17 protein-coding genes are annotated in these 17,435 nt (G+C 66.0%); 13 read left to right on the forward strand and 4 right to left on the reverse strand.

Annotated elements, in window-relative coordinates:
- Window positions 1-669: 669 nt before the first annotated feature.
- Window positions 670-1,059: a RidA family protein gene (locus ACEN8I_RS07980; protein ID WP_413327787.1), complete on the reverse strand. Its 390-nt coding sequence runs from the start codon at window positions 1,057-1,059 to the stop codon at window positions 670-672.
- A gap of 146 nt (window positions 1,060-1,205) precedes the next feature.
- Between ACEN8I_RS07980 and ACEN8I_RS07985 the strand changes: the two genes are divergently transcribed.
- From ACEN8I_RS07985 to ACEN8I_RS08020, 8 genes are all read left to right on the forward strand, one after another.
- Entirely contained in the window at window positions 1,206-2,759 is a 1,554-nt protein-coding gene (locus tag ACEN8I_RS07985; protein ID WP_413327789.1) for an ABC transporter substrate-binding protein, read from the forward strand.
- Between the two features lie 187 nt (window positions 2,760-2,946).
- Window positions 2,947-3,888, forward strand: a complete 942-nt coding sequence (locus tag ACEN8I_RS07990; RefSeq protein ID WP_413327790.1) for an ABC transporter permease — start codon at window positions 2,947-2,949, stop codon at window positions 3,886-3,888.
- Window position 3,889: 1 nt separating this feature from the next.
- Complete coding sequence (locus ACEN8I_RS07995) at window positions 3,890-4,729, forward strand: ABC transporter permease (RefSeq protein WP_413327791.1); 840 nt, start codon at window positions 3,890-3,892, stop codon at window positions 4,727-4,729.
- Window positions 4,726-5,763: an ABC transporter ATP-binding protein gene (locus tag ACEN8I_RS08000; RefSeq protein WP_413327793.1), complete on the forward strand. Its 1,038-nt coding sequence runs from the start codon at window positions 4,726-4,728 to the stop codon at window positions 5,761-5,763. Before ACEN8I_RS07995 ends, ACEN8I_RS08000 begins: the two co-directional genes overlap by 4 nt.
- Window positions 5,760-6,764: an ABC transporter ATP-binding protein gene (locus ACEN8I_RS08005; RefSeq protein WP_413327796.1), complete on the forward strand. Its 1,005-nt coding sequence runs from the start codon at window positions 5,760-5,762 to the stop codon at window positions 6,762-6,764. Before ACEN8I_RS08000 ends, ACEN8I_RS08005 begins: the two co-directional genes overlap by 4 nt.
- A gap of 17 nt (window positions 6,765-6,781) precedes the next feature.
- Window positions 6,782-8,074 carry an alanine racemase gene (locus ACEN8I_RS08010; RefSeq protein WP_413327798.1) on the forward strand — a complete coding sequence of 431 codons (1,293 nt, stop codon included), beginning with the start codon at window positions 6,782-6,784 and terminating at the stop codon, window positions 8,072-8,074.
- A gap of 63 nt (window positions 8,075-8,137) precedes the next feature.
- Window positions 8,138-9,049: a MurR/RpiR family transcriptional regulator gene (locus ACEN8I_RS08015; protein WP_413327799.1), complete on the forward strand. Its 912-nt coding sequence runs from the start codon at window positions 8,138-8,140 to the stop codon at window positions 9,047-9,049.
- A complete protein-coding gene (locus ACEN8I_RS08020; protein WP_413327801.1) occupies window positions 9,046-10,518 on the forward strand; it encodes an N-acyl-D-amino-acid deacylase family protein in 1,473 nt (490 codons plus the stop codon). Before ACEN8I_RS08015 ends, ACEN8I_RS08020 begins: the two co-directional genes overlap by 4 nt.
- Before the next feature lie 73 nt (window positions 10,519-10,591).
- Here the strand turns inward: ACEN8I_RS08020 and ACEN8I_RS08025 are convergent, their stop codons facing one another.
- On the reverse strand, window positions 10,592-11,575 hold the full coding sequence (locus tag ACEN8I_RS08025) for a LysR substrate-binding domain-containing protein (RefSeq protein WP_413327802.1): 984 nt from the start codon (window positions 11,573-11,575) through the stop codon (window positions 10,592-10,594).
- A 150-nt stretch (window positions 11,576-11,725) separates the two neighbouring features.
- Here ACEN8I_RS08025 and ACEN8I_RS08030 point away from each other — a divergent pair, with 150 nt between their 5' ends.
- Window positions 11,726-12,361 (forward strand): DUF2917 domain-containing protein, encoded by a 636-nt coding sequence (locus ACEN8I_RS08030; protein ID WP_413327803.1) that lies wholly within the window; start codon window positions 11,726-11,728, stop codon window positions 12,359-12,361.
- 79 nt (window positions 12,362-12,440) lie between these two features.
- Here ACEN8I_RS08030 and ACEN8I_RS08035 read toward each other — a convergent pair whose 3' ends face one another.
- On the reverse strand, window positions 12,441-12,899 hold the full coding sequence (locus ACEN8I_RS08035) for a TfoX/Sxy family protein (protein ID WP_413327804.1): 459 nt from the start codon (window positions 12,897-12,899) through the stop codon (window positions 12,441-12,443).
- A 102-nt stretch (window positions 12,900-13,001) separates the two neighbouring features.
- Between ACEN8I_RS08035 and ACEN8I_RS08040 the strand changes: the two genes are divergently transcribed.
- Entirely contained in the window at window positions 13,002-13,559 is a 558-nt protein-coding gene (locus ACEN8I_RS08040; RefSeq protein WP_413327805.1) for a gluconokinase, read from the forward strand.
- Window position 13,560: 1 nt separating this feature from the next.
- On the opposite strand, the gene ACEN8I_RS08045 is transcribed toward ACEN8I_RS08040, so the two are convergent.
- Entirely contained in the window at window positions 13,561-14,463 is a 903-nt protein-coding gene (locus ACEN8I_RS08045; protein WP_413327806.1) for a LysR family transcriptional regulator, read from the reverse strand.
- A gap of 88 nt (window positions 14,464-14,551) precedes the next feature.
- Between ACEN8I_RS08045 and ACEN8I_RS08050 the strand changes: the two genes are divergently transcribed.
- The 3 genes from ACEN8I_RS08050 to ACEN8I_RS08060 are packed head-to-tail and all read left to right on the forward strand — an operon-like array spanning window position 14,552 to window position 17,319.
- Window positions 14,552-15,916: an acyclic terpene utilization AtuA family protein gene (locus ACEN8I_RS08050; protein WP_413327807.1), complete on the forward strand. Its 1,365-nt coding sequence runs from the start codon at window positions 14,552-14,554 to the stop codon at window positions 15,914-15,916.
- Window positions 15,913-16,275, forward strand: a complete 363-nt coding sequence (locus tag ACEN8I_RS08055) for a hypothetical protein (RefSeq protein WP_413327808.1) — start codon at window positions 15,913-15,915, stop codon at window positions 16,273-16,275. The genes ACEN8I_RS08050 and ACEN8I_RS08055 overlap by 4 nt, the downstream gene beginning before the upstream one ends.
- Window positions 16,276-16,323: 48 nt before the next feature.
- On the forward strand, window positions 16,324-17,319 hold the full coding sequence (locus ACEN8I_RS08060) for a Bug family tripartite tricarboxylate transporter substrate binding protein (protein WP_413327810.1): 996 nt from the start codon (window positions 16,324-16,326) through the stop codon (window positions 17,317-17,319).
- Window positions 17,320-17,435: the final 116 nt, after the last annotated feature.

Genomic DNA, 17,435 nt, shown 5'->3' on the forward strand with positions numbered 1-17,435 from the left:
CGGGCGCGGGGGGTTGCCCGGCGGAAACTCACTTTTCTTTTGCTTCGCAAAAATAAAATTAAGAAAAACAAACGGCGACCCTGGTGTCTGCGTCCCCTTCGCTTCGCTACGGGGCAGCCTGCGGTGCTCGGTCCAGACGGGGTCAAAAACAACTCGCTTCGCTCAGACACGTTTTTGCCCTTATCCGTCTGGACCTGCGCTCCTCGGCGCATCCACAAGGGGTGGGGAAGGAATGCCAATACCTGAAGAAACAAGGACTCGCCGTGGCGAGTCCTTGTTTGTATTGGTTTGATTCTTTGTGTTTTGTCCCCGCTCCCGATCCCGATTGCCCCGTCCTGGCTGGGCCGAGGAGCGCAGACGTAGGCGGATCAGGGATCGCGCTTGTTTGAGCCGAAGGCGAGTTTGCGCGAGACCCCGCCGTAGTCGAGCACCGCAGGTTGCCCCGTAGCGCAGCGTAGGGGACCCAGACTGCGGGTCGCCTTTTCTTTGGTGACTTTGGTGTTAGCGTAACTTCGCTACGCGAAGTGAGCGAACCCCGCGCGCGTAGCGCGCCTTTTGGCGAACAAAAGAAAACCCGCTTTGCGGGTTTCGCCAAAGTTACTTGCCGCCGGGCAACCCCCGGCCAGCAGGATTCAGAGGGGGAGCGCCCCCGCCGGAGCAAGACCGGCCTCAACCCTTCGGCTTATAAGCCACAACATCAATCTCCACTCTCGCATCAACCATCAAGTGAGCCTCGGTAGTAGACCGAGCCGGCTTCCCGCCTGTGAAGTAGCTCATATAAACACGGTTAAAGCTGCCGAAGTCGCGCGCGTCCTGCAGCCAGACCGTGGTCTTGCAGACGTCGTCCAGCGTGCAGCCGGCCAAAGCCAGCGCAGCCTGGATGTTTTTCATGACCTGGCGGGTCTGCACTTCGATGCCGCCCTGCACGATCTCGCCTTTTTCGTCGCCCGGCACCTGGCCGGAGATGTAGACGAAATCACCCGCGCGGACTGCGGGCGAAAACGGGCGAGGCTGGTGGTCGGAGGCCAGGGGGGGATTTCCCAAATATTCCAGAGGCATAAAAAACTCCTTTTTAAGTTCCGTTTGATCGTAAGGGTGAAAAATATTTTCAGAATCTCGCCTTTTATTCGGGTTTATCCTGAAAAATACCATTTATAGACCAATTAATCTTCAATCGTGAAATTTAACTTCAATCAGGAGTTTGTATGACCCGTGGAATCCGCATGCACCGCCGCACCGCCTTGTCCTCCCTGCTGGCCCTGGGTGCGGCCGGCGCCGGTTTCGGCCCGGCCGCCGCGCAGGGCGGCAAATCGGCCCTGAATCTGGCCATGGTGGCCGAGCCGCCGACGCTGGACATCCAGTCCACGCCGGCAGACCTGGTCTGCATCATCATGCAGCACGTTTACGAGCCGCTGTTTACCTTCGACGCCAAGGCGACGCTGGTGCCCATGCTGGCCGAGGCCATGCCGAAAATCTCGGCTGACGGCAAGCTCTACACCATCACCCTGCGAAAAGGTGTGATGCTGCACAGCGGCCGTGAACTCAATGCCGATGACGTGGTGGCCAGCCTCAAGCGCTGGATGGACGTCTCGCCGCGCGGCAAGTCGGTGGCGGTGCAAGTGGCCGACCTGGCGGCCAAGGGGCCGCTCACGGTGGACATCACGTTGAAGAACGCCTACGCGCCGCTGCTGTCGCAGCTGGCCATGGCTTCAGGCATGGCGGCCATCATGGCCAAGGAATCGCTGGCCCAGCCGCTGCGCGAGTATGTGGGCACCGGGCCTTACAAGTTCAAGGAACGCAAGCCCGACCAGTACGTGCTGCTCACCCGCTTCGACGGCTACGTCGCGCGCAAGGAAGCTGCCAGCGGCTATGGCGGCAAGCGGGTGGCCACGGTGGAAGAGCTGCGCTTCGTCCCGGTGCCCAATGCCAACACGCGGGTGGAAGGCGCGCTGGCCGGCCAGTTTCACTACGCCGACCTGCTGCCGATCGAGGCCCTGCCGCGGCTGGAAAAGGCCGGCGGCAAGGTGGTGCCCATCATGACGCCTTCTTTCGGATTTCCTTACCTGGTGTTCAACACCAAGGAAGGCTCGCTCGCGCATCAGCCGGTGCGCAAGGCAGTGCAGACCGCGCTGGGCGAAGGCGAAATGCTGGCGGCAGGCTTTGGCGACACGCGCTTTTTCATCGCCGAAGGCAACCACTTTCCCAAGGGCACGCCTTTCTATTCGACAGCCGGCACCGCCGCTTACAACGAGCGCGATGCCAAGAAGGCCAAGAGCCAGGCCGAGCAGGCCGGCTACAAAGGCGAGCCGGTGCGTATCCTGACGAGCCGCCAGTACGACTTCCACTACAACATGGCGCTGATCATGGCCGAGCAGCTCAAGCGCGCCGGCTTCAAGGCCGAGCTGAACGTGGTGGAGTGGGCGACGCTGCTGCAGCGCCGTGCCGACCCCAAGTTGTGGGATATCTACATCACGCATTCCGGCTTGTTCCCCGAGCCCATGCTCTCGCCCCCGCAACTGGGTGATGGCGCGCCGGGCTGGTGGAGCTCGCCCGCCAAGACCGAGGCGCTGGCCGCGCTGAACCAGGAGCCGAACCCGGCCAAGCGCGGGGCGCTATGGGGCAAGGTGCAGCAGGTGGTCTACGACGAGGTGCCCTACATCCAGGTCGGCAAGTTCGCCAGCCTGTCGGCGCGCGCCCCGGCGCTGCAGGGTTACACGCCGTATACCTATCCGTTCTTCTGGAACACCAGCCTGAAATAAGCCCCCACGCTTTTCACTTCGTGTAATACGCTGCCCCCCGAGGGGGCCGCCCGCCTGCGGCCCGGCAAAGCCGGTTCCGCGGCTTGAGCTGGTTTGGGTTCGTTTCTTTTTTTGCCGGGTGTAGTGCGGTTGATCTGGAGCGCCTTCGAATGGTTAAAAAATTCGCATCACTGAATAGAACAACGTCATGACACGGTATCTCTTGTCCCGGCTGGGCGGCATGCTGGTGGTGATGGCCATCGTGGCCGTGCTGGTGTTCATCCTCACGCGCGCCGCCCCGGGTGACCCGATCGCGGTGCTGCTGGGCGACCAGGCTACGGCCGAAGACATCGCCCGGGTACAGAAGGTCTACGGCCTGGACAAGTCCCTGCCGGTGCAGTTCGCCTTGTGGATCCGTGAACTGGCACACGGCAACCTGGGCGAATCGATCTTTCTGCAGCGGCCCGTGACCCAGGCGCTTTGGGAGCGGGCCGAGCCCACCGCCTTGCTGTCGCTGATGGCGGTCGCGATTGCCGCGTTGATCGGTGTGCCCTGCGGCATCGTGTCGGCGGTGTTTCGCGGCAAGCCCGTGGACCAGGCCTTTACCGGCTTTGCGATGCTGGGCGCCAGCGTGCCCAGCTTCTGGTTTGGCCTGGTGCTGATGCAGATATTCGCCGTCTCGCTGGGCTGGTTTCCGGTCTCGGGCTATGGCGAGCCGGGCGCCTCGCTGGCCGAGCGCATCCATTGCCTGGTGCTGCCTGCGACGGTGCTGGGGGTGCTTAATTCGGCGCTGATCATCCGCTTTACCCGCGCCTCCATGCTGGACGTGCTGGGCGAGGACTATGTTCGCACCGCACGGGCCAAGGGTTTGTCTGAAAACGTGGTGGTGCTCAAGCATGCGCTGCGCAACGCGCTGGTGCCCATCGTCACCGTCCTTGGCTTGACGGTGGCGCTGATGATAGGCGGCGCGGTGGTGACGGAGACCGTGTTCGGTCTGCCCGGCGTGGGCAACCTGGTGGTGAGTGCTGTGATACGGCGCGACTACCCGGTGATCCAGGGCGCGCTGCTGGTGGTGGCCGCGATCTACGTGGTCATCAACTTCGCCATCGACCTGCTCTATACCGTCGTTGATCCACGGGTGAAATACTGACATGCAGATGCCCCTGATTCTCCGCAAGCTGTTCCGTCGCCGCATCGTGCTGGCCGCGGCCATCGTTCTGGCGATAGTCGTCCTGGTGTCGCTCTTCGCCGGTCCCCTGAGCGGCCTGGACCCGAACGAAACCGCCGTGAGCCAGCGGCTGTCCCAGCCCTCGTCCTCCCATTTGTTCGGCACCGACGAACTGGGTCGCGACCTTTTCGCCCGCATTGCCTTCGGCGGCCGCTATTCGCTGACCATCGCATTGCTGACCGCGCTGGGCTCCGTGGTCAGCGGCACGTTGTTCGGCCTGGTCGCGGGATTCTTTCGCAGGCTCGATGCGCCCGTGATGCGTGTGGTCGACGCGATGATGTCCTTTCCCGACATCCTGCTGGCGATCGCGCTGGTCGGCATCCTGGGGCCGTCCATGCTGAACGTGGTGCTGGCCCTGGTGCTGGTTTACACGCCGCGCGTGGCGCGCGTGGTGCGCGCCTCCACCCTCGTGGTGCGCGAGCTGCTGTTCGTTGAGGCTGCGCGCGCCGTCGGCGTCTCCACCGCACGCATCCTGTTGCGCCACATCCTGCCCAACCTCATGTCGCCCATTCTGGTGCAGGCCTCCTTTATCTTTGCATACGCCATCCTGGCCGAGGCCGCGCTGTCCTTCCTGGGCGTGGGCGTGCCGCCCGAGATTCCGACCTGGGGCACCATGGTGGCCGGCAGCCAGCAGTACGCCCACCAGGCGCTGTGGATCGTGCTGTTCCCGGGGCTGGCGATCATCCTCACTGCGCTCTCGCTGCAGCTGCTGGGCGACGGCATTCGCGACCTGTTGGATCCACGCTTGAGGAAATCGATGTGAACCGCTTGGAAGTCCGCCATCTCAGCACCTTCTTCGACACCGACGAAGGCCTTATCCGCTCCGTCGCCGACGTGAGTTTCAGCATACGCCCGGGCAAGACCACCGCGCTGGTCGGCGAGTCGGGCTCCGGCAAGTCGGTGACCAGCCTCACGCTGATGCGCCTCTTGTCGCGCACCGCCTCCACCCAGGTCAGCGGCGAGGCGATGTTCACCAACCGCGCCGGCCGGACGCTGGACCTGCTGTCTCTGCCCGAGGCCGAGATGCGGCGCATACGCGGCAACGAGATCGCGATGATTTTCCAGGAGCCCATGACCAGCCTGAACCCGGTCTTCACCGTGGGCGAGCAGATCGCCGAATCGGTGCGTCTGCACATGGGGCTGGACCGCAAGGCCGCGCTTGCCCATGCGCTGCGCATGCTGGAGCTGGTCGAGATTCCGGCCGCCGCGCAGCGCCTGAACGAATACCCGCACCAGCTCTCGGGCGGCATGCGCCAGCGCGTGATGATCGCGCTGGCCATGGCCTGCAACCCGACGCTGCTGATCGCCGACGAGCCCACCACCGCACTGGACGTGACCATACAGGCGCAGATCCTGGAGCTCATGCGCCGGCTGCAGGCCGAGACCGGCATGAGCATCCTTTTCATCACCCACAACCTCGGCGTGGTGGCCCACCATGCCGACGACGTGGCCGTGATGTACGCGGGCCGCATCGTGGAGGCCGCGCCGGTGCGCGAACTCTTTGCGCAGCCGCGCCACCCTTACACGCAAGGCCTGCTGGCCTGCTTGCCCGCGCAGCAGCGCAAGCGCGAACTGGCCAGCGGCCAGACCGGTGCCAAACGCCGGCTCTATGCCATACGCGGCCAGGTCTCCAGCCCGCTGGCGCCGCCGCCGGGCTGCGCTTTTGAACCGCGCTGCGACCTGGCGATACCGCCTTGCCGCGACGCCATGCCCGCGCTGCTGGGTGCCGGCCCTAACCGCGTCGCGCGCTGCATACGCGTGGAAGAAACAGCTGTTGCCACGGTGGAATCAGTATGAGCGCTCCTTTGATCGAGGTGAAAAACCTCCAGCGTTATTTCGGCGCGGCCGCCAAACCGGTGCGTGCGGTCGACGACGTTTCCTTCAGCATCCAGCCCGGTGAAACCCTGGGCCTGGTCGGCGAATCCGGCTCGGGCAAAAGCACCATAGGCCGCACCCTGCTGCGCCTGATCGAAGCCACCTCGGGCCAGGTGCTGTACCGCGGCGAGGACCTTGGCAGTGCCTCGAGCAGCCGCATGCGCGCGCTGCGCAGCAAGCTGCAGATGATTTTCCAGGACCCCTATGCCAGCCTGAACCCCAAGATGCGGGTCAAGGACATCCTGGGCGAGGCGCTGCAGGTGCACGGCCTGGCCAAAGGCAAAGAAGCACAGGGCAAACGCATCGCCGAGCTGCTCGAGCTGGTCGGCTTGCGCGCCGAGCATGCAAGCCGCTACCCGCATGAATTTTCCGGCGGCCAGCGCCAGCGCATAGGCGTGGCGCGGGCGCTCGCGGTCGAGCCCGAGTTCATCGTGGCCGACGAGCCGCTGTCCGCGCTCGACGTGTCCATCCAGGCGCAGGTGGTCAATCTGCTGTGCGACCTGCGCGACCGCCTGTCGCTGACCATGCTGTTCATCTCGCACGACCTCGACGTGGTCGAATACCTGTGCGACCGCGTGGTGGTGCTCTACCTGGGCCGCGTGATGGAGGTCGCGCCCACTGCCGAGCTCTTTGCGCGGCCGCTGCACCCTTACACGCAAGCGCTGCTGGCCGCCTCGCCCAAGCCCGACCCCGAACTCAAAAACGAACGCATCGCGCTCAAGGGTGACATTCCCAGCCCCGTCAACCCGCCCTCGGGCTGCGTGTTTCGCACGCGCTGCCCGCATGCGATCGACGCCTGCTCAACGGCGCGCCCCGAACTGCGCGACATGGGCAATGGCCGCTTCAAGGCCTGCATCCGCGATGACATTCCCGGCGTCATGGCCGTCGCTCCCGAGCCCGCTGCTACATTGGCTGTCGCCTGACAATCACAATAAATCTCATGACCACATTGCAAGACGTCCTCGACCCGCAGCTTGACCGTTCCTTCAAGGGCTTTCCGCACACCAGCGGGCCGGTGCGCCGCTCCGACATGGGCAAACAGGGCTGGAACGTGCTCAAAGGCGACCTGCCGCTGCCGCTGGCCGTCGTCAAGCAGTCGGCAATGAAACACAACCTCGGCTGGATGCAGCGCTTTGCCAAGAGCCAGGGCGTGGACATGGCGCCGCACGGCAAGACCACCATGTCGCCGCAATTGCTCAAGCGCCAGCTTGACGAAGGCGCCTGGGGCCTGACCTTCGCCACCGTCACCCAGATGCGGGCCGGTATCACCGCCGGTGCCACGCGCCTGGTCATCGCCAACCAGGTCGTGAACGCCATCGACCTGGCCGGCATCCAGGACATGCTGCGCGAATACCCCGGCCTGCGCATCGTGTTCCTGGTCGACTCGCTGGCCCAGCTCGCACTGATCGAGGCCTGGGCGCGCGCCAATACCGCCCTCATGGTCGCCCCCTTTGAGGTGCTGATGGAAATCGGCGTCATGGGCGCGCGCACCGGCGTGCGCAATGAGGACGATGCCATGGCCCTGGCCGCAGCCATACGCACCAGCCTGGCCTGCCGCCTGGTCGGCATAGAGACCTATGAAGGGCAGGGTGCCACCGGCGATTCGGCGGCGGACAAAGCCTATGCCGATGCGCTCATGCGGCGCACCTGCGACATTGCCCTGACCTGCGACCAGCAGGGGCTGTTCGACAGCGAGGAAATCCTGATGACGGCCGGCGGCTCGGCCATCTTCGACCTGGTCAGCGGCTGGCTCACGCCCAAACTCTCCCGGCCGGTGCGCGGCCTGCTGCGTTCGGGCTGCTACATCACGCACGACCATGGCAACTACAAGCGCCTGGTCAGCTCGGTCAATGCGCGCCTGCACGACGGCGACGGACTGAAACCGGCCATCGAGGTCTGGGCCACGGTGCAGTCCTGCCCCGAGCCCGGCCTGGCCATCCTGGCTGTGGGCCGGCGCGACCTGTCCTATGACCTGGAAATGCCGATACCGCTGTCCTCGGTCAACGCACCCGGCGCCGCACCCGTGGCCGCACCGGCGGACTGGAAAGTCACGGCGCTCAACGACCAGCACGCCTACCTGCGCGGCAGCGGCCCCGAACTGGCCGCGCTCAAGGTAGGCGACCTGGTCGCGCTGGGCATCTCCCACCCCTGCACCACTTTCGACAAATGGCGCTGGATGCCGGTTGTCGATGAAAACTACACGGTGTGCGATGCCCTCGTCACGTGTTTTTAGATCGTTTGATCTCCCTGGTGTAGTGGTCCGCGCAGCTTTCCACGCACCGCAACCAAAGTCCTCATGACCTCACAAGTTCTTGCCAAAATCGCCGACGCCATCGCCAGCGCTCCCACGTCCAGGCGCAGCGTGCTGGAATTGATCCTGCAAGACCCCCAGCGCGTAGTGGATGAAAGTTTTGAGCAGCTGGCGCAGCGCGCCGGCAGCTCGGTGCCCACCATCATGCGCACCTGCCGCGACCTGGGCTACCCGGGCCTGCGCGAGTTCAAGCTGGCGCTGGCGCAGGAACTGGCCGTGGGCGGCTCACCGCTGAACCGGCGCGTGCGCCTCGACGACGATACCCGCCAGGTGATCACCAAGGTGACGCGCGGCGCCGCCATCGTGATCAACAGCGTGCAAGCCCAGCTCAGTGTGGAGGCGACGCAGGCGGCGGCCGACGCCATCGTCGCTGGCACCCGGGTCGATTGCTACGGTGTCGGCGTTACCTCCAACTTCATGGCCTCGGACTTGCAGGCGCGCTTGTTCCGCATGGGCCTGGCCGCCAGCAGCTACCTGGACCCGCACCTGCAATTGATCTCGGCCGCCACCATCGGCCCGCGCGGCGTGGTGATGGCCATCACCCACGTCGGCGGCATGCCCTCGCTGCTGGAGGCCGTGGACGTGGCGCGCTCGCAGGGCGCGACCGTCATCGCGCTGACGCAGCCCGGCTCACAGCTGGCGGCCTTGGCCGACATTGTGCTGGGTGTGGAGGTGGCGCCCGACCCGGTGATGCCGGTGGGCCCCGAAGCCTACCTGGCGCACCTGACGGTGATCGAAATTCTCACCGTGCTCGTGGCGCAGCGGCTGGGCGACAAGGCGGTGAACCGGCTGGCCAACATCCAGCGCACGCTGGAGACGCGCGGCGTGGACATGCACCACCATCCCCGGCTCGACTGGGACGAAGGGGCCAAGCTCACGATAGGAAAAGTGCGATGACCCGCGTTACTCTGCTTGAAAACGGCCTGTTGGTGGACGGCTCCGGCGCGCCCGGCCAACCCGGCGACCTGCTGCTGGTGGACGACCGTATTGCGGCCGTCGGCCCGGGCCTGCGCCATCGCCTGCCGCAAGGCATGGCCATCGCCGACGTCCAGGTGCACGATTGCACCGGCCTTGCCATCACGCCCGGCTTCATCGACGTCCATACGCACGACGATGCCATCGTGCTGAACGCACCCGGCATGTTTCCCAAGCTGTCGCAAGGGGTCACCACGGTGGTCACCGGCAACTGCGGCCTGTCTGTCGCGCCTTTTGTGGTGGAAGAACCGCAGGGCGCTCTCACCCTGCTGGGCAATTCGTTCAAGTACCCTTCGGTGGATGCCTATGCAGAGGCGGTGGCCGAAGCGCAGCCGGCCGTCAACGTGGCGCCGCTGATCGGCCACACCACGCTGCGTTATGCGTGTGTGGGGGACCTCAGCCGGGCAGCTAGCGCCGAGGAAGTGGCCGCCATGTGCAGCCTGCTGGAACAGTGCATGGCCCAGGGCGCGATCGGCATGTCTTCGGGCCTGTTCTATGCCGAAGCCATGCCGGCGCCGGCCGACGAGGTGACCGCGCTGGCGCGTGTCGTCGCGCGCTACGGCGGCATCTATGCCACCCACATGCGTTCAGAGATGGCCGACATCCTGGAAGCCATGCACGAGGCCAGTGACTGCGCCTTCGAGGCCGGCGTGCCGCTGGTGATCTCTCACCACAAATGCGCCGGCCCGGCCAACTGGGGCCGCACGCACGAGACGCTGCCCTTGATCGATACGCTGGCCAAGCGCCAGGACATCGCGATGGATGTCTATCCCTATGTGGCCGGCTCGACCGTGCTGCGCGAAGACCTGGTTGACGGCGTCATCGACGTCCTCCTGAGCTGGTCCACCCCGCACCCCGAAATGATGGGCCGCACGCTGGCCTCGATCGCCGAGGAATGGGGCGTGGACCAGAAAGCCGCCTGCCGCCGCCTGCAGCCAGGCGGCGCCTGCTATTTCCAGATGCACGAGGACGACGTCAAGCGCGTCATCGCGCACCCGCTCTCCATGATCGGCTCCGACGGCCTGCCGCACGACAGGCATCCGCACCCGCGCCTGTGGGGCGCTTTCCCCCGCGTGCTGGCCCGCTACTGGCGCGAGCAAAATCTTTTCCCGCTCGAAACCGCGATCTACAAAATGACCGGCCTGTCGGCGCGCAACTTCCGCCTGCACCAGCGCGGCCAGCTGCAGCCCGGCTGGCACGCCGACGTCGTGGTGCTGGACCCGGCCCGTGTGCGCGACGTGGCGACCTACCAGGATCCGATCGCGGTGTCGGAAGGCATCGAGAAGGTGTTTGTGAACGGCGAGCTGGCCTATGTGGCCGGCGACGCCGACGCGGCGAATGCCAAGGTGCAGGCGAGGGCCGGGCGGCTGCTTAAGCGCGGCGCGGCCTGATACCCGCTTCCAGTTCCCTCTCCCCCTGGGAGAGGGAGTAAGAAAGGGCCTCGAGGGGTGGGCAGAGGCTCAGTCAGTCCAGACTGTCGACCGTATCCGGATCCGGCACATCCCCAATCGCTTCACGCGTCAGCGCAGCCTGGCTTTTGAGCCAGTCGCAAAAAGCCACAACCTCGGGCCTGGCCACGTTGCGCGGGCCCACGATCAGCCAGTAGCTCATGGGCGACTCCATGCGCGTCTGCGGCAGGGGTTCGACCAGGTCGCCCGAGGCCAGGCTTTCGGCGATCAGCGGCAGGCGCGCCAGCACCACGCCTTGGCCCGTCAGCGTGGCCTGCACCATCTGGTAGGCGTAATTGAAGTACAGCCAGCGCTTGGCCTCGAGCTTGGGGCTGGCATGCTCGTCCAGCCAGCGCCGCCAGGTCAGCCATTCCAGGTGGGTCTGGTGGGCGTCGCCTGCCTCGATCAGGGTGAACTGCGCGAGGTCGTCGGGTTTCTTCAGGCGCGGCCCGCTTTTGAGCAGCCAGGGGCTGATGACCGGCGTGATCTGCTCGCCGAAAAGCCGTATCGCGCCCGGCGGCATGTGGCTGGCCGGGGCGTAGCGCAGGGCTAAATCCAGGTCCGAAATGTCCAGGTCCACCGCGACGTCCGACGCATCAATCCGGATGTCGATGTCGGGGTTGTCGCGCTGGAAGCCCTCCAGCCGCGGGATCAGCCACATCGAGGCGAAGGAGGCAAAGGTGGTCAGCGACACGCTTTTGCGCCCTGCTGTCTGGCGTATCTGCCGCACCGCGTTGTCTATGCGCTCCAGCGAGGGTGTGACGGCCCGCAGCAGGATGCCGCCGGCGGCGGTCAGCTCCACGGCCCGGGTGTGGCGGTGGAAAAGGCTCACGCCCACGTCCTCTTCCAGGCCCTGGATCTGCCGGCTTACGGCCGACTGGGTCAGGGCCAGTTCCTCCGAGGCGGCGCGGAAATTGAGGTGGCGCGCCACGGCCTCGAAAGCCCGAAGCTGGCCTGCGGAAATCGGCCGGGAACGCAAGTGTGTTTGTGAATGCAGCATGACAGTTCGGGGGTATTAGGGCAATTTCGGCCTGATTGATTGATGCGATTATGGAATGAATAGCTTACCGCGATTTCATTGGACCGCGCAAGCCGGCAGCGAGATGATTCAACCCTCATCACTCACTTTGTGCCTTTTTTGGAGAACACCATGGAACACTCAGCTTCTCACGCAGGCGACCGCTTTTTGCAACAGGCTACCGATGCCACCACCGGCCAGGTTGACGGGTTGGCGGGCTTCTGGAAGCTGGGTGCGGGACGGGCCCTGACCTTGCACGCCGCCCAGGCCGGTGTGTTGCGAATTGCGCATGGCCGGGTCTGGGCCACCTTCGATTCCGCCAGCCTGGACGCCGAGGTGCGCGCCGGCGACCATTTCCTGAGCCGGGGCGAGAGCCTGACGCTCAAGGCCGGTGAGTCGCTCGTGATCGAGTCCTTCAGCGCGGGCCATGCCGCATCGGCTTATTTCAGCTGGGAGCCTGTTGCGGCCTGCGCCGCCGTCAGGCAGCCTGTTGCCGAGCCGGCCGGCTGGCGCGCAGGCGTGCTGCAGCCGCTGAGCGACTTGCGCGCCGCCTTCGGCCTGGCCGCCGGCGCCCTGGGACGCCTGGCCCGCGGCCTGGTGCTGGGCGCGGCAGCGGCGGTTGAGGCCCTGCTGACCCCTTTGGCCATGGTTTTTTTGACCGCCCGCGCCCGCCCCATGGCGGCCGGCCACGACTTTGACACTTTCAAGGCCGACCAGCGCCGGCACCCGCACAACTACAACGTGCTGGCCATGTCCAACCTCGTCTAGTTCCGAGTCATACCGTTCTAGTCAGTGGCTCCTTCCGGAAGGGAGCTTTGAACCCGCGGCCGCAAGGCTGCGGGTTTTTTTATGCGCGGCTTTTTTTGGCCGGGGCCACCTTGGCTTGGGTTTTTGCCTTGGCGGGGGCTTTTGCTTTCGGTTTTGGTTTCGGCTTCTTGGCCGGTTTGGCCGCGCGCGCCCTGAGCGCGCACTCCAGCGCCAGGCGGGCCCAGGGCAGCATCAAGGACGGTGATTCCATGGCCTCTTCGGGCGCGCTGTAGTAGCCCAGACTGTGCGGGGAGCGAACGCCGTTGCGCGTCATCTCGTAGGTGAAGCGGCTGCAGCCCTGGGCTTCGAACAGGCCGCGCGTGGCCTCATCGGCCTTGAGCCACAAAATCTCGCCTCCGCCCAGGTCGGCCACCAGCGCGAAGGTCAGGCCGCCGGTGCTGATGCCGAACCCGCCGAACATGCGTTTGGCGACGCAGGGCCCCACGCCCGACAGGAGTTCGCAGCAGTACATCGCAAAATCATTTTTGGGTGAGGCCATGGCGCAACGATAACAAAGCGCGGGTACTTGCATCAACCGCGGTTTTGCCTCGGCTGTCGCCGAAGGGCGCGCCAAGCATCCGCAGGCCGCGATAATTTACGCATGACCGCCGCATCCCAGACCCGTTCCCTTCCCGCTTCCGTCACGCCCCATGGCGGCTTGCCCGTGCGCGTGGTGGTCATGGGTGTGGCGGGCTGCGGCAAGTCGGCGGTCGGGCGCCTGGTGGCTCAGCAACTTTCGCTGCCGCTGGTCGAGGGCGACGACTTCCACCCGCCCGGCAATATCGCCAAGATGCAACAGGGCATTGCCCTCACCGACGAGGACCGCGAGGGCTGGCTGAGGCAGCTGGGCGCCGAACTGGCGCGCCACCCCGAGGGCGTGGTGTTGACCTGCTCGGCCCTGAAAGCCGGCTACCGCGACCGCCTGCGCGCCGCCGCTTCAGGCCTGCGCTTTGTGCACCTGGCCATCAGCCAGGCCGAGTCGCTGCGCCGCGTGTCCATGCGCCCCGGCCACTTCTACCCGCCCAGCCTGGTGGCCAGCCAGTTTGAGGCCTTGCAGGACCCTTCGGCCGAGCCCGGTGTGCTGACCCTGGCCGGCGATGCGCCGCTGGAATCACTGGCGCGCAGCGCGGCGGACTGGTTGTCCGGCACCAGTTCCTGAGTCAGGGCGTGCGCGCCTTCATGGTGTCCACCACCAGATCGTGCAAGGCCTGCGCGGCCGCCGACAGGCTGCCCTCCTGCCGTCGCACCAGGTAGATCTTGCGCGTCAGGCCGCTGGCGGCCAGGGGACGGGTCACCAGGCTTTTGCGCTCAAAGTGAAACAGCGTCAGCGCGGGCACCACGCTGATGCCCAGTCCGGCCTCGACCATGCCCGCGGCGGTGGCCAGCTGGTCGACTTCCAGCACGGTGTTGGCCTGCTGCGGATGCAGGGCCGCCTCCAGCGCCTGACGCACGCTGCTGTTGCGCGACATGTGGATAAAAGGGTAGGGCGCCAGTTTTTTCAGCGTCGGCGATGCCTCGGCCGCCAGCGGATGGTCCTTGCGGCACACCAGGTAAAAGCGGTCGGTGCAGACCAGCCGCGTGCTCAGGCCCGCGTGGCTCACACCGGTGGAGGCCAGCGCGAAATCGGCCTTGCCGCTCCTCACCAGGTCCACGCAGGCATCCGACAGCAGGTCGCTGAGGTTGAGCTCTATGCCCGGCCAGGCCTTCCTGAATTCGGCGAACACCGCGGGCAACCAGCCCGCCGCCAGCGAGGGCAGGGCCGCGATGTGCACCCGGCCCTTGCGGCGCTCCACATGGTCGCTCAGGTCGCCGAGAGCCGCGCCGAAATCCTCGACCAGCCGGCGCGCCGAGGCCGCGAAGAGCCGGCCTTCGGCCGTCAGTTCCACGCTGCGCGTGTCGCGGTCAAACAGCCGGGTCTTGAGCTCGCCCTCCAGCGCGCGTATCAGCGCGCTGAAGGCCGGCTGCGAGAGGTGGCAGGTGGCCGCAGCCTGCGTGAAGCTGCGCTGCTCGGCCAGAACCAGGAAGGCGCGCAGCTGTCGCAAGGAGAGATTGGGTTGGGCCATTTATTTGCTATTCAAATCAATGAATCAGTATTTTCAATTTTACAAATAAATGCGCAAGGCCTAAATTCAGGACTCCCACCACTCGTCCATGACTGAATCCACGCTTTCCCCTTTGTTGATAGGCTGCGCCGCCGGTTTTTCCGGCGACCGTGTCGATGCCGCCGGGCCGGTGGTGGACACGCTGATCGCGCGCGGCGGGCCGGCCTTCCTGATTTTTGAAACCCTGGCCGAGCGCACGCTGGCGCTGGCGCAACTGCGCCGCCGCGCCGATCCTGATGCCGGCTTTGAGCCGTTGCTGGACGACATGCTGCGCCCGGTGCTGGCGCGCTGCCTGGCGCACAAGATCCGCATCGTGAGCAACTTCGGCGCCGCCAACCCGCTGGCTGCCGCGCGCCACATACAGGCCATGGCCGCCGGCATGGGCCTGCCCGCGCCGCGCATCGCCGTGGTGGCGGGCGACGACCTCTCGGGCGCATCGCGCGAGCCGCTGTTGCGCGCGCAACTGGGCGCGGCCCTGGACGGCATACGCAAGGTGAGCGCCAACGCCTACATAGGCGCAGAGGCCATCGCCGCCGCGCTGGACGCCGGCGCACAGATCGTGGTGGCCGGGCGCGTGGCCGACCCCTCATTGACGGTGGGGCCGGCCATGTCGCATTTCGGCTGGCGCGCCGACGACTGGGACCGGCTGGCGCGCGCGACCATGGCGGGCCATTTGCTGGAGTGCGGCGCTCAGGTCTGCGGCGGCTATTTCGCCGACCCCGGCTACAAAGAGGTGCCCGACCTGCACGCCGTGGGCTACCCCATCGCCGAAATCGACAGCGAGGGAAATTGCGTCATCGGCAAGGCCGCGCACACCGGTGGCGTGCTCAGCCTCGCCGGCGTCAAGGAACAGCTGCTGTATGAAGTGCACGATCCCGCCGCCTACCTGACGCCCGATGTAGTGGCCGACATCAGTGCCGCGTGGCTCAGCCCGGCCGGGCCCGACCGCGTGGCCCTGAGCGGCGTGCGCGGCCATGCGCGGCCGGCCAGCCTCAAAGTCAATGTCTGCCATGAAGGCGGCTGGCTGGCCGAGGGTGAAATCTCTTATGCCGGCCCGCGCGCCGAGGCGCGCGCCCGCCTGGCCGCCGAGGTGCTGCGCCGGCGCCTGCCGGAGCTTGCGCTGCGTGTGGACCTGATAGGCGCGCTCAGCATCATGGGCGACGACACGGGCCGTTTGCTGGCGGATACCGCCGCGGGTGATGCGCGTGACGTGCGCCTGCGCGTCGCCGCGACCCATGCCGAGCGCACGCAGGCCGAGCGGCTACCGCGCGAGGTCACGGCGCTGTACTGCTGCGGCCCGGCCGGCGGCGGCGGCGTGCGCACTTCGCTGACGCCCAGGCTCAATACCCTGTCTTGCCTGGTGCCGCGCGAAGCGGTGCCGCTGCGCTTTGAGATGCTGGAGGATGCGCAATGAGCGCCGCACACATCACAGTGCCTTTGTACCGCGCCGCCCACGGCCGCACCGGCGACAAGGGCAACCGCTCCAACATCAGCGTGATCGCCTGGCACGCTGATCTCTACCCCCTGCTGCTGTCGCAAGTCACCGAGGGCGTGGTGGCACGGCACTTTGCCCACAGGCGGCCGGCCCGCGTGCAGCGCTTTGAGCTGCCGCAGCTGGCGGCGCTCAATTTTGTGCTCGACGAGGTGCTGGACGGCGGCGTCAACGACGCGCTCAACCTGGACACCCACGGCAAAGCTCTGTCCTTCTGGCTGCTGGATTTGCCGATAGAGATTCCCGCCGCGCTGGCGCCCTTGCTGGCGGGGCCGCCCTGACGTTTTCGACAGACGGCGACTGACTTTCAATTCAAAAAAGGAGACAACATGACCCCCTCAACAAGGAACTTCACAAGCCCGCGCATTCGCCCGCTCGTGCTCGCCGCCGCCGCGCTCTGCGCGCTGGCACCCGTGCTGGCGCCGGCCCAGGGCTTTCCCGACAAGCCCATCACCTTCATCGTGCCTTTTGCCGCCGGCAGCGCGACCGACCAGCTGGCGCGCGCCATAGGCCAGGCCGTGACCAACGACAGCAAGATCAGCGTGGTGGTGGACAACAAGCCCGGCGCCAACAGTTTTATAGGCGCGCAGGCGGCGGCCAAGGCCAGGCCCGACGGCTACACCGTCTTCATCACCACCAACACCACGCAGTCGGCCAATGAGCACCTGTTCAAGAAGCTGCCTTATGACCCGGTCAAGGACTTCGCGCCGCTCACGGCCCTGGGGCGCGGCGGCCAGATCATGGTCGTCAACCCGGCGTTGCCGGTCAACAGCGTGGCCGACTTCATCAAGCTCGCCAAATCCAAACCGGGCAAGCTGTCCTTCGGCAGCGGCAGCTCCTCCAGCCGCGTCGCGGGCGAACAGTTCAAGCAGATGACGGGCACCTACATCCTGAACATTCCCTACAAGAGCAACCCGCCGGCCGTGACCGACCTGCTGGGCGGCCAGATCGACATGATGATCACTGACATGGCCACCGGCCTGCCGCAGGTCAAGGCCGGCAAGCTCAAGGCGCTGGGCGTGTCCACGCGGCAGCGCTCGCCGCTGGCGCCGGATGTGCCCACCATCGCCGAGGCCGGCGTGAAGGGTTATGAGATGACCTACTGGTTTGCCGCCTACGCGCCCGCCGGCACGCCGGCCGATGTGGTGGCCAAGCTCGCCGACATGCTGGCGCGCGCCGCGCACAGCCCCTCGGCCGCGCCTTTCTACCAGTCCAGCGGCACCGAGATCTTCACCAGCAAGCCGGAAGAGCTGCGCAAGTTCCAGGCGGACGAAACCCTCAAGTGGGGAAAAATCATCAAGGCGGCGGGCATAGAGCCCGAATAAGGGCAGGAGGCTGTGGGCTTGGGATTCAACTATTCGTAATGCATTACGTTTAAGTAAAATTCCTGGCAAAGCCGGCGGCCGCTGCTCAGCCCTGCGCCGCGCCCCACACCAGGAAA

Source organism: Polaromonas sp. CT11-55 (genome assembly GCF_047303325.1).
In the GTDB taxonomy this organism is placed as follows: domain Bacteria; phylum Pseudomonadota; class Gammaproteobacteria; order Burkholderiales; family Burkholderiaceae_C; genus Polaromonas.

Bases quoted from the DNA above. Each gene is read 5' to 3' on its own strand.
- ACEN8I_RS07990 (WP_413327790.1), top strand. From the start codon at position 2,947: ATGACACGGTATCTCTTGTCCCGGCTGGGCGGCATGCTGGTGGTGATG.
- ACEN8I_RS07980 (WP_413327787.1), bottom strand. From the start codon at position 1,059: ATGCCTCTGGAATATTTGGGAAATCCCCCCCTGGCCTCCGACCACCAG.
- ACEN8I_RS08045 (WP_413327806.1), bottom strand. From the start codon at position 14,463: ATGGCCCAACCCAATCTCTCCTTGCGACAGCTGCGCGCCTTCCTGGTT.
- ACEN8I_RS07985 (WP_413327789.1), top strand. From the start codon at position 1,206: ATGACCCGTGGAATCCGCATGCACCGCCGCACCGCCTTGTCCTCCCTG.
- ACEN8I_RS08035 (WP_413327804.1), bottom strand. From the start codon at position 12,899: ATGGCCTCACCCAAAAATGATTTTGCGATGTACTGCTGCGAACTCCTG.
- ACEN8I_RS08040 (WP_413327805.1), top strand. From the start codon at position 13,002: ATGACCGCCGCATCCCAGACCCGTTCCCTTCCCGCTTCCGTCACGCCC.
- ACEN8I_RS08015 (WP_413327799.1), top strand. From the start codon at position 8,138: ATGACCTCACAAGTTCTTGCCAAAATCGCCGACGCCATCGCCAGCGCT.
- ACEN8I_RS07995 (WP_413327791.1), top strand. From the start codon at position 3,890: ATGCAGATGCCCCTGATTCTCCGCAAGCTGTTCCGTCGCCGCATCGTG.
- ACEN8I_RS08005 (WP_413327796.1), top strand. From the start codon at position 5,760: ATGAGCGCTCCTTTGATCGAGGTGAAAAACCTCCAGCGTTATTTCGGC.
- ACEN8I_RS08020 (WP_413327801.1), top strand. From the start codon at position 9,046: ATGACCCGCGTTACTCTGCTTGAAAACGGCCTGTTGGTGGACGGCTCC.
- ACEN8I_RS08025 (WP_413327802.1), bottom strand. From the start codon at position 11,575: ATGCTGCATTCACAAACACACTTGCGTTCCCGGCCGATTTCCGCAGGC.
- ACEN8I_RS08050 (WP_413327807.1), top strand. From the start codon at position 14,552: ATGACTGAATCCACGCTTTCCCCTTTGTTGATAGGCTGCGCCGCCGGT.
- ACEN8I_RS08055 (WP_413327808.1), top strand. From the start codon at position 15,913: ATGAGCGCCGCACACATCACAGTGCCTTTGTACCGCGCCGCCCACGGC.
- ACEN8I_RS08060 (WP_413327810.1), top strand. From the start codon at position 16,324: ATGACCCCCTCAACAAGGAACTTCACAAGCCCGCGCATTCGCCCGCTC.
- ACEN8I_RS08010 (WP_413327798.1), top strand. From the start codon at position 6,782: ATGACCACATTGCAAGACGTCCTCGACCCGCAGCTTGACCGTTCCTTC.
- ACEN8I_RS08030 (WP_413327803.1), top strand. From the start codon at position 11,726: ATGGAACACTCAGCTTCTCACGCAGGCGACCGCTTTTTGCAACAGGCT.